This is a genomic window from Mycobacterium sp. NGS18, from assembly GCF_059813185.1.
This window is the reverse complement of sequence record NZ_JCALEC010000003.1, coordinates 489,983-502,809: the sequence shown is the minus strand read 5'-3', so window position 1 is coordinate 502,809 and position 12,827 is coordinate 489,983. Positions and strand designations below refer to the sequence as shown.

The following is a 12,827-nucleotide window of genomic DNA, read 5'->3' as shown; positions in this document are numbered from 1 at the left end:
CGCCCTACGGGTTGACGTTGAACGTCGTCGTATAGGTCCGCGGATGATAGGGCGGCGGCGGGGCATCGGGCCCCACCGGCCAGCCCTCCGGGGTCGGCCAGGTACTGACCCGCATGGTGACCTGCTCCTGCCCGTTCGGAAGCGTCTCGACGTTGACGATGCTCGGGCCGTAAGGAACGGCCGGCTGATTCCCGGGGCTGAAAATCAGCCCGGGGCCGGTGATTTCGTGCGACGGCGCCTGTAGCAGCCCCTGGGGACTGCCCGCGGTCACGCCCACCACCTGGCCGCCGTCGCTGGCGCTGGTCAGCAGGTAACCGCCCTGTGGGAGCGCCACGATCTGGTTCTCCCGGTTGCCCGCGCCCAGATTGTCGAAGGCGCCGACCTGCTGCAGGCTGTTCATCCAGGCGTTGGGTGGGGCGCCGGGGGCAACGGGGTCGGACTGCCACATGGCGCGCTGACCGTCCTGACCGATGTTGCCGACGATGACCATCCGTCCCGACACCGCGTCGTAGACCCCGCTGGCCTGCGAGATGCCCACTTTGGTGTCCGAGCCGAGCGTGGTGCCCATCAGCGGCCCCAAATCCGTTGCGGGGTCGGCCAGATTCTGCACCCGTGACTCCGGGGCGATGTAGTTGTCCGGAGAGGTCCCGAGCCCGTAGGGCCGCACGCTGTAGAAGGCGTACTGCTCGCCGTTCGGGCCGATCGCCGTACCGGTCGGCAGCGCCCGGAACCCCTCGTCGGTGGGGAACGGGTTGTCGATGTCGGGTTGCCCGGGGATGTGTAGCCGCGGGTGCCCCGTTTCCGGGTCGCCGGTGATGACGATGCCGGTGCCCGGGATGGTGGCGCCTAAGTCGTAGGGCGAGCCGTCCTGGGTCTCCGGCACCGGTTCGCTGCCGCGCCCGTCGATGGTGGGGTCGTGCGGCGGCGGGGTATCGGCCGGAATCTCATTGTCCACCAGCCGGATATGCGGATCCTCGCCGTCGTCACCGCCGAGTTCGTAGCGGTGGGTCAGGGTCCGCACCAGGCCGGCCCGATGCTCGCTGTCCGCGGCGGCGTCGGAGACGATCTGGTGGATCTCGCGGGTCTTGCCGTTCAGAAATCGCTGGAACTGGCGGGACCCGGCGGGGGTGTCCAGTCCCGGCCAGGTGCTTGCGGCCTGTCGGATCTCGGACTCCAGCGCATCGAGGCGCTGCCGCGAACTGGAGTTGTGCTGCACGGCCTCGCGCAGGATGGTCTGGAGCTGTTGATCGGCGGCCACCGACGCCGCCAGCCGGTTGGCCAGCTGTTCTTCTCGCGCCCGTGCCGCGTCGGCGAAAGCACCGAGATTCTCGGTCATAGCGCAGAGATTAGCCGGGTGAGGCGGGGCTACGTGCTCTTCTTCGCCCGGCGCTTGCCGGAGGGGCGCAGCTTCTCCTCGGCGCCGCTCACGGCCGGCTCGCTGGACTCTTCACCCGCCGGCTCGAGGATCTCCTCGGCCTGGGTCTCGGTTTCGGCGGTCTCGTCAGCCTCGGCCGGCTCCGTTTCGTCGCCGGACTCGTCTTCGTCTGAGTCCTCGGCGGTGACGGTCTTCTTGCCACGCCGGAGCCGGCGCTTCGGCTGCTTCTCCGTCTTGGGCTTGATCGGTTTGGGCGGGGGCGGCGGCATCTCGGCGACGAACGACAGGTAGAACGCGCCGATCCCCAGCAGGGCGATCGCGGCGGCCGCCCCGTAAATGCCAAACAACCACATCCCGGCACTGTCCAGCGACAGCCAGATCTCGCTGATCGCGGCGCCCGCGATCAGCGTCCCCGCCACGATGTGGGCCACGATCGAGCCGGTCAGCAGCGTCAGCGCCAGCTGCGGCGTGCCGTACTCCGGCTTGCGGGCGCGCTTCAAGGTGGCCGCCACCGGCAGCGCGGTCACGGCGACCAGCACCCCGAGGATGATCCGCAGCACAGTGCCCAGCACGTGCGAGGTGAAGTCGGTCAGCTCCCACCAGCGGGGCAGCACGAACAAGAAGTACACAATGGCGGCGAGAGTCGAGAGCGACGCGTGCCAAACCGTGGCGACGGTGCGACTCACGCCACCTCCCCTGTTCGTCAGTAGTGAGTCAGGTGCGACCGGACCGAGGTATTGCGGTCCGGTCGCACCTGCATCGGGTGCGGAGGATAGGGGATTTGAACCCCTGAGGGCTATTAACCCAACCCGCGTTCCAGGCGAGCGCCATAGGCCACTAGGCGAATCCTCCGTCGGCAATGGTAGCGGAGACTCCCGCAGGGGCCGCGCGCTCCTCGTCCCGACCGCCGGTAGACTGCCCAGCGGACCCCGCGCGGCGTCTATCCTGTGAACTCCCCCAGGGCCGGAAGGCAGCAAGGGTCAATGGGCTCTGGCGGGTGCGCGGGGTCCCCTTACGTCTCAGGCCTTCGACGTGAAAGGCGCCCCTGTGTCGTTGCAGAACCTCAACCGTGCCGATTTGGTCGCTCAACACGAGCGTTACCAGCGCGATTACGCCGAACTGCAGGCCAAGAAGCTGACTTTGGACCTGACCCGCGGCAAGCCGGCGCCCGAGCAGCTCGACCTGGCCAACGGCCTGCTGGCACTGCCCGGGCCCGACGACTACCGCGATGACGACGGCACCGACACCCGCAACTACGGCGGCCTGCACGGTCTGCCCGAGCTGCGGGCCATCTTCGGCGAGCTGCTCGGCATCGCGGTGCCCAACCTGATCGCCGGCAACAACGCCAGCCTGGAGTTCATGCACGACGTCGTCGTCTACTCGATGGTGCACGGCGGCGTCGACTCACCGCGCCCCTGGAGCCAGGAGCCGGTCGTCAAATTCTTGTGTCCGGTGCCCGGCTACGACCGGCACTTCGCGATCACCGAGACCCTGGGCATCGAGATGATCCCGGTCCCGATGCGCGAAGACGGCCCGGACGTCGATCTGATCGAGGAACTCGTCGCCGCCGACCCGGCGATCAAGGGCATGTGGACGGTGCCGGTGTTCGGCAACCCGACCGGTATCACCTATTCCTGGGAGACGGTGCGCCGGCTGGTGCAGATGCAGACCGCCGCCCCCGACTTCCGGCTGTTCTGGGACAACGCCTACGCGGTGCACACCCTGACCACCGAGTTCCCGCACCAGATCGACGTGCTCGGGCTGGCCACCGCGGCGGGCAACCCGAACCGGCCGTACGTGTTCGCCTCCACCTCGAAGATCACCTTCGCCGGCGCCGGTGTCAGCTTCTTCGGTGGCTCGCTGGGCAACATCGCCTGGTATCTGCAGTACGCCGGGAAGCGCTCGATCGGACCGGACAAGGTCAACCAGCTGCGTCACCTGCGGTTTTTCGGCGACGCCGACGGGGTGCGGCTGCACATGCGCCGCCACCAGGAGATCCTGGCGCCCAAGTTCAAGATGGCCGCCGAGATTCTGCAGAACCGGCTCGGCGACTCCAAGATCGCGTCGTGGACCGACCCGAAGGGCGGCTACTTCATCAGCCTCGATGTGCTGCCGGGTACGGCGCGGCGCACCGTCGCGCTGGCCAAGGACGCCGGCATCGCCGTCACCGAGGCGGGCGCGTCGTTCCCGTACCGCAAGGATCCCGAGGACAAGAACATCCGGATCGCCCCGTCGTTCCCGTCCACCGACGACCTGCGCAACGCCGTCGACGGCCTGGCCACCTGCGCGCTGCTGGCCGCGGTCGAATCAATGCTGGGCTGAGCCACGGGGCCGGCCCCTCTTCTCGCGCCGAACGTGTACTCATTGCGAAAATCCAGCCGGATTTTCGCAACCATTACACGTTCGGCGACGGCGCGGGCAGCTGTATGTCCCCGCCGCAGGTAGGGCTGACATAGAGTTTGGGGAAGTTGCGTCAATGAGCCAACTGCAATGCGAGCCGGGGGCGGAGCAATGGCAATCCTGAACGGTGCCGGGGCCTGCGCACTGGCCATAAGCTTCGTCGTGCTGGGCCAGCCGCCAGCGGCGTATGCAGTGCCGGGTCCGGCGCCCGGCCCCTCTCCGGTGCAGGCCCAGGCCGATGTATTGCCGCCCAAGATGACCGAGGCACTCGACGGCTACCGGCGCGACGCCGCTGATGCCGCACTGGGCAATCCGGTGGTGTACGGCGACGGCCAGTGCTATCCGCTTATCCAGCACTACATCGAGGCGCTGGGCGTCCCCTGGCGCAACACCGACCCCAGCGGTAACGCCTTCGACCTCTACGTACATTTCCCCACCAACGGCCTGAGTCAATTCTTTGACCAGATCCCGTTCGCCGGCGGGGCGAATCAGCCGCAGGTCGGGGACATCGCCGTCTACGGCCCCGGCGGATTTGTCAGCGAACACGGACACGCCGCGGTCGTCACCGCCGTCGATCGAAACAGCTTCCCGTTCCGCTATGAGACGGCCGACCAGAACTCCGGCGGCCGGTTGTTCGTGACGTTGAACTGGCGCGACTTCAACCCCGCCTACAACACCCTGGGCTATCTGCGCCCGAAGGCGTAGCGCGCAGTCCGGCGGGCCTGCACCGCCGTCGGCCCGAGCAAGTACCCTGCTGGCGTGGCGCTCTACCGCAAATACCGGCCGGCAACGTTCGCCGAAGTGGTGGGGCAGGAGCACGTCACCGAACCGCTGTGCACCGCGTTGTCGGCGGGCCGGATCAACCACGCCTACCTGTTCTCCGGTCCGCGGGGCTGCGGCAAGACCTCGTCGGCGCGCATCCTGGCCCGCTCGCTGAACTGTGCCGAGGGGCCGACTCCCACGCCGTGCGGGACCTGCGACTCCTGCCAGGCACTGGCGCCCAACGGTGCGGGCAGCATCGACGTCGTCGAACTCGATGCCGCCAGCCACGGCGGCGTCGACGACACCCGGGATCTGCGGGACCGGGCGTTTTACGCGCCGGCCCAGTCGCGATACCGGATCTTCATCATCGACGAAGCGCACATGGTGACCACCGCGGGATTCAACGCGCTGCTCAAGATCGTCGAGGAGCCCCCCGAACACCTGATCTTCGTGTTCGCCACCACCGAGCCCGAGAAGGTGCTGCCGACCATCCGCTCGCGCACCCACCACTACCCGTTCCGGCTGCTGGCGCCGCGGACCATGCGTGAGCTGATCGGCCGGATCTGCGAGCAGGAGCGCGTCGTCGTCGACGACGCGGTGTACCCGCTGGTGATCCGCGCCGGCGGCGGCTCGCCCCGCGACACCCTCTCGGTGCTCGACCAGCTGCTGGCCGGCTCGCAGAAGGACGAGTCCGACATCAGCCACGTCCACTACCAGCGGGCGCTGGGCCTGTTGGGCGCCACCGACGTCGCCCTGATCGACGACGCCGTCGACGCGCTGGCGGCAGGGGACGCCGCCTCACTGTTCGGGGCGGTGGAGGCGGTAGTCGATGCCGGCCACGACCCGCGCCGGTTCGCCATCGATCTGCTGGAGCGGTTCCGCGACCTGATCGTGCTGCAGGCGGTTCCCGACGCGGTGGCCAAGGGCGTGGTCGACGCACCCGAAGACATCCTGGAACGGATGCAGGAGCAGGCCGCCCGGCTCGGCTCGGCCACTTTGGCCCGCTACGCCGAGGTGGTGCACGCCGGGCTGGGGGAGATGCGCGGCGCGACGGCTCCGCGGCTGCTGTTGGAGGTGGTCTGCGCCCGGCTGCTGTTGCCGTCGGCCGCCGACACCGAAGCCGCGCTGCTGCAGCGGATCGAGCGCATCGAGAGCCGGCTGGACATGTCGATCCCGGGTGCGGTCGCCCAGCCGAGCGCAGGCGCTGTGGTGCCCCCGGCCGGGTCGATGCGCCCGGGTCTCTCCTCGCCCGCGGGCTCGTCGCCCCCGGGCAAGCAGTTCACCCGCCGCTCGCAGGCTCCCGAGCCGACCGCTGCGCCCGCGCCGCCGCCGGCGGCCGACCCCACGCCGGAGCCCGAACCCGCGGCCGCCCCGGAACCCGCGGCCGCCCCGGAACCCGCGGCCGCGCCGCCAGCCGAACCCGCGCCGCCAGCCGAACCTGCACCGCCACCGCCACCGCCGCCACCGGCCGCGGCGACTCCGGGAGAACCCGACGCCGCCGCCGTGCGCGCGATGTGGAGCACGGTGCGCGACAAGGTTCGTCAGCGCAGCCGCACCACCGAGGTGATGCTGGCCGGCGCCACCGTGCGCGCCGTGGACGGCAACACCCTGGTGCTCAGCCACGAGTCGGCTCCACTGGCCAAACGGCTCTGCGAACAGCGCAACGCCGACGTCATCGTCGAGGCGCTCAAGGACGCCCTCGGGGTGAACTGGCGGGTGCGCTGCGAGGCCGGGGCCGCGCCACCGGAAGCCGCGTCGCCCGCCGCGCCCGCACCGGTCACCGCGGAGGTGGAGCGGGCAGCCGACGAGGAGGCCATGCTCGCCGAGGCGGATGCCGAGCGCTCCGACCCGGCGCCGCGCCGTGACCCCGAAGAGGCGGCCCTGGAGCTGCTGCAAAGCGAGCTGGGTGCGCGCCGCATCGGTGGCGATTGATGACGGAGTCCACCGGTTGCGCCGTCATCGGCGGCGGCCCCGCCGGCATGGTGCTCGCGCTGCTGTTGGCCCGCGCCGGTGTCGAGGTGACGCTGCTGGAGAAGCACGGCGACTTCCTGCGCGACTTCCGCGGCGACACAGTGCATCCCACCACGCTGCGGCTACTCGACGAGCTCGGATTGTGGGACCGTTTCACCAAGCTGTCGCACAGCGAGATCCACCAGGTCAGCCTCGACGTGGCGGGGCGCGGCGTCACGGTGGTCGATTTCGGGTGGCTGCGGCGCCAGCCGCACCCCTACGTCGCGATGGTGCCGCAGTGGGATCTGCTCAACCTGCTCGCCGAAGCCGCCCAACAGGAGCCGACTTTCACGCTGCGGATGCAGTCGGAGGTCACCGGCCTGCTGCACGAGAACGGCCGGGTGGTCGGGGTGCGCTACCAGGGGCCGGACGGGCCGGGTGAGCTTCGCGCCGGCCTGACGGTGGCCTGCGACGGCCGGTGGTCGATTGCGCGGCACGAGGCCGGCCTGACCTCACGCGAGTTTCCGGTGGACTTCGACGTGTGGTGGTTCCGGCTGCCGAACGACCGCGGCGCGGAGCCGACGCTGCTGCCGCGCCTCGGGCCCGGCCGGGCCGCGATCATGATTCCGCGCGAGGGCTACTTTCAGGTCGCCTACCTCGGGCTGAAGGGCAATGACGCGGCCATGCGCGCGCGCGGCATCGACGCGTTCCGCCGCGAGGTCGGCGAACTCATCCCGGAGGCCGCCGACTCGGTGGACGCACTGCGCAGCCTGGATGACGTCAAACACCTTGACGTGCGGGTGAATCGGCTGCGGCGCTGGAACGTCGACGGATTGCTGTGCATCGGCGACGCCGCACACGCCATGTCTCCGGTGGGCGGTGTCGGCATCAACCTGGCGGTGCAGGACGCGGTGGCCGCCGCCACCATCCTGGCCGAGCCGCTGCGGCAGGGGCGCGTCACCCAGCGCGATCTGGCTGCCGTGCAACGGCGCCGAGCGCTGCCCACCGTCGTCACCCAGTCGGTTCAGCGGGTGCTGCACCGCGCTCTCACACCGATCCTGCGCGGCAAAAACCTCAGCCCGCCGGCGGCTTTCGGAACGGTTTTCGCCAAACTCCCCTGGCTCTCGGCCATTCCGGCCTACCTGGTCGGCGTCGGGGTCCGACCGGAGCGGGCGCCGTCGTTCGCGCGGCGCGGCTGACTGCTCAGCCGGCCATGGTCAGGCCGCCGCTGACGCTGAGGACCTGACCGGTGATGTAGTCGGCGTACTCGGAGGCGAAGAACAGCACCGCGTCGGCGATCTGTTCGGGGGTCGCGAGCCGGCGAAACGGGATGGCCCGAATCAGCCCGTCGCGCACCTTGTCGGGAAGTGATGCGAACAGCGGCGTGTCGGTGGGGCCGGGGCACACGCAGTTGACGTTGATCTGGTGGCGCGCCAGTTCCCGGGCCAGCGACTTGGTAAAGGCGATCAGGCCGCCCTTGGTGCCGGCATAGACCGTCTCGCCCAGACTGCCGACGCGGCCGGCGTCGCTGGCGATGTTGACGATCTTCGCGGTGCGTTCGTGCGCCAGAATCGGCTCCAGAAACGCGTGCGTGAGCCGGACCGGTCCGAGAAAGTTCACCGCGACCAGGGCTTCCCACAACGCGGCGTCATTGGACATGAACGGTTCGACGCGGTCGAAACCGGCGGCGTTGACGATGATGTCCGGTGGGCCGTACGCGGCCACCGCATCGTCGCGCAACGCGGCGATCGCCGCCGGATCCGCCAGGTCGACGACGTGGGCGCTGGCCGCCGCGCCGATCCGCTCCACGGTTTCGGTCAACCCCGGCGCGTCCCGGTCGACGGCGACGACGGCCGCCCCGCGAGTGCCGAAACCCGTCGCGATCGCCCGGCCGATCCCCGAGGCCGCACCGGTCACCACCACGGTCTTGTTCTCGAAACGCATGGTTGACCTCCTAGGACGCGGGATATCCCACCACTATCGGCTCCACGTGGCAGAAAATCAACCATATGGTCGAATATTGACTCGGACGGTCGAATAACCGTAACCTCGGTTGATGGCCTTCACCGACTATGAGCAGCTGACCCTGAGCCGTCGCGACCACGGCGTCCTCCTCATCACCATCGATCGGCCGGAGAAGTACAACGCCGCCGACGAGGGCATGCACGCCGAGTTGGCCCGGATCTGGCGCGACGTCGCCGCGGACCCGGACATCCGCGTCGCGGTGATCACCGGTGCCGGCAAGGCTTTCAGCGCCGGCGGCGACCTCGCCATGGTCGAGCGGATGGCCGGTGACTACGACCGCGTCTCGCACATGCTCACCGAGATGAGCGAGCTGGTCTACAACATGATCAACTGCGACAAGCCGATCGTGTCGGCCATCAACGGTGTCGCCGTCGGCGCCGGAGCGGTGGTCGCGCTGCTCGCCGATGTGGCGATCGTCGCCGAGGACGCGCGCATCGGTGACGGCCACGTCAAGTTGGGGGTGGCCGCCGGTGACCACGCCGCGATCATCTGGCCGTTGCTGGCGGGAATGGCCAAGGCGCGCTACTACCTGCTCACCGGTGAGATGATCACCGGAATCGAAGCCGAACGAATCGGCTTGGCGGCCAAGGCGCTTCCCCGCGAAGACGTGCTGCCCGAGGCTTTGCGTGTTGCCGAGGTGCTGGCAACCGGTGCACAGCAGGCGATCCGGCTCACTAAACGCTCGCTCAACAACTGGCTGCGCAGCGCCGGGCCGATCTTCGATCAATCGGCCGCCTACGAGATGCTGACCTTTCTGGGGCCGGATGTCATCGAGGGCTACACCGCCCTTCGGGAGAAGCGTCCACCCAACTTCGGCCCCGTCGTCTAGTCGAACACCCGCAGCGCACGGTCGACGATTGCGGCACGCATCTCGGCCCGATCATCCGCGCGTGCGCCGGGTCGTAGCCATACCGACGACTGGTTCAAGATCCCGTGCAGGCACTGCAAAGCGACATCGATATTGGGACAACCGAATTCACCGGCGGCGACACCTTTCTCGACCACCCGGCGGAACACCGCGTCGTGGCGTCGGCGCATGTCCTTCATGTCGTCGCCGAAGGTGGCGGGCCACCCGCGCGGCCAGGCGAACACCGCGGCCACCTCCGGAGCGGTTTCGGTGAGTATCCGGATCTGTTCGTCGATCAGCGCCGCCAGATGATCACGGGCGCTCACCGCGCCGAGCTGCTCCTCGCGGGCGTTCAGCCGGGCCAGCACCTCCTGAGTCGTGGCCTCCAGGGCTGCGGCGACCAGGACGTCCTTGGACGGAAAGTAGTGATACAGCGTGGCCTTGGCGATATCGGTCTGTTCGGCGACGGAATCGAGATTCATTCCCTGATAGCCCGATTCGGCCAGGAGCAGCGTCGCGGTCCGGACGATCTCCGCCTTGCGGCGGTCGCGGCGCCGGGCAACACGATCCGAACCGGCGGTCCCGTTCGGGCGCTGGTTCTTGACACGTTCGGCCATCGGTCCCCTCGGCACTGAGCATGGATGTCTAAGCGACACCCCATCCTAGCCAAGTCCGGCTGAGGGTTCGGCTATTCGACCGTTCGGACGAATCTAGGGCCGATGGCGGCGACCCGCTGCGCCCGGCTGGCGCCGTGCTTGCGATCGCCGCTAGGGCCGCCACCACGGGCGCAGCGATGGGCGATCGACCTCGCCATTGCACGCCAGCACGTGATGCAGCTGAATCGCGTTGTGCTCGAAGCCCAGCCGCGAACCGGCCATATAGAGGCCCCAGACCTTCGCGGTGGCCAGGCCGACCTCGGCGACCGCCTCGTCCCAGTGCGCCACCAGATTGGCGCACCAGTCCCGCAGCGTCAGCTCGTAGTGGTGCCGGATGTTCTCGGCGTGCAACACCTCCATGCCCGCGTCCTGGATCTCGCTGATGATCCGCCCCGACCCGGCCAGCTCACCGTCGGGGAACACGTAGCGGTCGATGAAGTCGCCCGCGGTCGGGTTGGCGGTGTTGTCGCGCCGGGTGATGCAGTGGTTGAGCAGCAGACCACCGGTGCGCAGCTTGGATCTGAGGAAACCGAAGTACGCCGGGTAGTTGGCGACGCCGATGTGTTCGGTCATCCCGATCGAGGAGACCGCGTCGAACTCGGACTCGCCGACGTCGCGGTAGTCGCAGTGGCGTACTTCGGCCAGGTCGGCCAGGCCGTCCTCGGCGATCGCGCGCTGCGCCCATCGGGCCTGCTCGGCCGAGAGCGTCGCACCGATGGCGCGCACACCGTGTCGCGCCGCGTAGCGCACCATGCCGCCCCAGCCGCACCCCACATCGAGCAGCAGGTCGCCGGGGCTCAGCCGCAGTTTGTCGAAGACCAGCCGGTACTTGTTCTCCTGGGCCTGCTCCAGTGTCGCGTCCGGGGTGGGGTAGACCGCGCAGGTGTAGGTCATCGACGGCCCGAGCACCCACTCGTAGAAGGCGTTGGAGACGTCGTAGTGGTGGTGGATGGCGTCGGCGTCCCGGGTTTTGCTGTGCCGCAGGCCTTCTGCCACGCGCCGCCATCGCGGGCGGGCCTCCTGGGGCGGCGGTGCGATCGGCACCAGGTGTTCGACCCCGATCGAGCGGACGATGTTGGCCAGCACCCGCGCCGGGGGCCGCTTGAAGTGCAGTTCGTCGGCGAGCGCCTTGAGCAGGAGGTACGGATCGCCGGGATGCACGCCGTGCGCTTCCAGGTCCCCGGCGACATACGCGCGGGCCATACCCAGATCACCCGGCGCGGTGGCCAGATAGGTGGTGCCGCGCGGGGTGAGCAGGTCCAAGCCCATGGGGGCGTCGTCGGGGCCGGCGCTGCTGCCGTCGTAGGCGGTGAAACGCAGCGGCAGGTGACCGTCGGTGGCCAGGGTCTCCAGCACCTCGGCCAGGCTCAGTCGGCCGGTGCGGGTCTGCTCCTTGTACGTGGTCATCGTCGTCGTACCGCCTTGTCGTAGAGGTCCAGCAGCCGCGAGTCGGGGTCGTAGGCCCGTTTGACGGACCGATAGGTTTCACCGCCGTAGAGCTCGTCAAACTCCGCGGGGGTGTAGTAGGAGTCGGAGTACAGCGACTTGTGGCCCTCGAGTTCGCTCACCTTCGCCTCGATCAGCCGATTGGTGGCGCCCTCGGTGGCGCCGGCCGGGACCGAGGACCAGAACCCGACGTTGACGTAGGTGCGGTTGGGCCGCATCGGGTACAGCGGCCAGTCCTCGTCGGCGCGTAGCCGCAGCGGGCACAGCCACACCGGCTCGATCGGCACGTGAGCGAAGAACCAGTCCAGGAACTCCCCGCAGCGCTTGAGCGGGACCTCGATGTCCTGCACCACCCGTTCGCGCGGCGGCCGGTCGTGGCGTTTCTCGATCCGGTCGGCGATGGCGAACCGCCGGTCGTAGGAGATCAGCTTCCAGTAGAAACTGCTGCGCCGGTAGCGGCGCGGCCACCAGCGTCTCACCGAGGGGTGCTGCGCCCCGAAAGCCCGCGAGCACCAGAACCAGTCGGTGTCCCAGCGCCATAGGTAGTCGTGAATGGTCAGCCGGTCGTCTTTGATCCCCTGCTGGTGCTGGATGGAGCGGTAATAGATCTGCTGACCGGTGTAGTCGCTCACGGGACCGGGGGTATCGGTCTCGATTCCGACGCACAGGTAGCTCTCGGCGGGGGAGAACACCACCCCGTCGAGGTAGTCCACCGCTACCCCGTCGAGGCCTCCGGTGTCGATGATCCGGTCCATGGTCGCGACCAGATCATCCAGGGAATCGAACCGGATGTGCCGCAGTGCGACAAACGGCTTGACGGCCTCCAACTCGATCCGCAGCCGTGTCGAATAGCCCAGCGTGCCATAGGAATTCGGAAATGCCCGGAACAGGTCTTCGTGCTGGTCCCGGGACACCGTCAGCAGCTCGCCGGCGCCGGTGAGCACGTCCATCTCCAGCACCGATTCGTGCGGCAGCCCGTTGCGGAACGACGTCGACTCGATGCCCAGGCCGGATACCGCGCCGCCGACGGTGATCGTCTTGAGCTGCGGAACCACCAGCGGCGCGAAGCCGTACGGCAAAGTGGCGGCGACCAGGTCCTCGTAGGTGCACATGCCCGCGACGTCGGCGGTGCGGTTCGCCACGTCGACGCCGATGACACTCGTCAGACCCGAGGTGTCCAGGCCCGGCGCATCGCGTTTGGTGCGCGCCCGGAACAGATTCGAGGTCGGTTTGGCCAGCCGGACCGAGGCCGTGGCGGGAATCGCCCGGTAGCTGTCCAGCAGACGTTGCACCCCGCGCGTGTGGGATGTCGGTGCGTCAGCGGGCCGGACGGACATCACCTCCTACGCTAGCGGCGGATCGCCCG

At 68.9% G+C, this 12,827-nt stretch carries 11 protein-coding genes, 1 tRNA gene and 1 other RNA gene; 6 read left to right on the top strand and 7 right to left on the bottom strand.

Going from position 1 to position 12,827, the window contains the following annotated elements; all coding sequences use genetic code 11:
• Nucleotides 1-4: 4 nt before the first annotated feature.
• The 3 genes from AC5Y31_RS08840 to AC5Y31_RS08830 form a co-directional block, all read right to left on the bottom strand.
• Complete coding sequence (locus AC5Y31_RS08840; protein ID WP_499979654.1) at nucleotides 5-1,336, bottom strand: DUF4226 domain-containing protein; 1,332 nt, start codon at nucleotides 1,334-1,336, stop codon at nucleotides 5-7.
• 29 nt (nucleotides 1,337-1,365) lie between these two features.
• On the bottom strand, nucleotides 1,366-2,061 hold the full coding sequence (gene lucA / locus AC5Y31_RS08835; protein WP_499979653.1) for a lipid uptake coordinator LucA: 696 nt from the start codon (nucleotides 2,059-2,061) through the stop codon (nucleotides 1,366-1,368).
• Nucleotides 2,062-2,141: 80 nt separating this feature from the next.
• A tRNA-Ser gene (locus AC5Y31_RS08830) sits at nucleotides 2,142-2,227 on the bottom strand.
• Between the two features lie 69 nt (nucleotides 2,228-2,296).
• Here AC5Y31_RS08830 and ffs point away from each other — a divergent pair.
• The 5 genes from ffs to AC5Y31_RS08805 all read left to right on the top strand — a co-directional run bounded on the left by ffs (nucleotide 2,297) and on the right by AC5Y31_RS08805 (nucleotide 7,686).
• Nucleotides 2,297-2,391, top strand: an RNA gene (ffs, locus tag AC5Y31_RS08825) — signal recognition particle sRNA small type.
• 31 nt (nucleotides 2,392-2,422) lie between these two features.
• Complete coding sequence (locus AC5Y31_RS08820; protein ID WP_499979651.1) at nucleotides 2,423-3,697, top strand: aspartate aminotransferase type Ic; 1,275 nt, start codon at nucleotides 2,423-2,425, stop codon at nucleotides 3,695-3,697.
• Between the two features lie 189 nt (nucleotides 3,698-3,886).
• Nucleotides 3,887-4,480, top strand: a complete 594-nt coding sequence (locus AC5Y31_RS08815; protein WP_499979650.1) for a CHAP domain-containing protein — start codon at nucleotides 3,887-3,889, stop codon at nucleotides 4,478-4,480.
• A 54-nt stretch (nucleotides 4,481-4,534) separates the two neighbouring features.
• Nucleotides 4,535-6,469, top strand: coding sequence for a DNA polymerase III subunits gamma/tau (locus AC5Y31_RS08810; RefSeq protein WP_065024530.1), 1,935 nt, complete (start codon nucleotides 4,535-4,537; stop codon nucleotides 6,467-6,469).
• On the top strand, nucleotides 6,469-7,686 hold the full coding sequence (locus AC5Y31_RS08805) for an FAD-dependent oxidoreductase (protein ID WP_499979647.1): 1,218 nt from the start codon (nucleotides 6,469-6,471) through the stop codon (nucleotides 7,684-7,686). Before AC5Y31_RS08810 ends, AC5Y31_RS08805 begins: the two co-directional genes overlap by 1 nt.
• A 4-nt stretch (nucleotides 7,687-7,690) precedes the next feature.
• Here the strand turns inward: AC5Y31_RS08805 and AC5Y31_RS08800 are convergent, their stop codons facing one another.
• Nucleotides 7,691-8,431, bottom strand: a complete 741-nt coding sequence (locus tag AC5Y31_RS08800) for an SDR family NAD(P)-dependent oxidoreductase (protein ID WP_499979643.1) — start codon at nucleotides 8,429-8,431, stop codon at nucleotides 7,691-7,693.
• A gap of 112 nt (nucleotides 8,432-8,543) precedes the next feature.
• Between AC5Y31_RS08800 and AC5Y31_RS08795 the strand changes: the two genes are divergently transcribed.
• Nucleotides 8,544-9,341, top strand: a complete 798-nt coding sequence (locus tag AC5Y31_RS08795; protein ID WP_499979641.1) for an enoyl-CoA hydratase/isomerase family protein — start codon at nucleotides 8,544-8,546, stop codon at nucleotides 9,339-9,341.
• Here the strand turns inward: AC5Y31_RS08795 and AC5Y31_RS08790 are convergent.
• From AC5Y31_RS08790 to AC5Y31_RS08780, 3 genes are all read right to left on the bottom strand, one after another.
• Nucleotides 9,338-9,976: a TetR/AcrR family transcriptional regulator gene (locus AC5Y31_RS08790; RefSeq protein WP_499979638.1), complete on the bottom strand. Its 639-nt coding sequence runs from the start codon at nucleotides 9,974-9,976 to the stop codon at nucleotides 9,338-9,340. The two genes, AC5Y31_RS08795 and AC5Y31_RS08790, sit on opposite strands and share 4 nt — an antisense overlap.
• 150 nt (nucleotides 9,977-10,126) lie before the next feature.
• Complete coding sequence (locus AC5Y31_RS08785; RefSeq protein ID WP_065024535.1) at nucleotides 10,127-11,422, bottom strand: class I SAM-dependent methyltransferase; 1,296 nt, start codon at nucleotides 11,420-11,422, stop codon at nucleotides 10,127-10,129.
• Nucleotides 11,419-12,798, bottom strand: coding sequence for an FAD-binding oxidoreductase (locus AC5Y31_RS08780; protein ID WP_499979636.1), 1,380 nt, complete (start codon nucleotides 12,796-12,798; stop codon nucleotides 11,419-11,421). Before AC5Y31_RS08780 ends, AC5Y31_RS08785 begins: the two co-directional genes overlap by 4 nt.
• Nucleotides 12,799-12,827 lie beyond the last annotated feature (29 nt).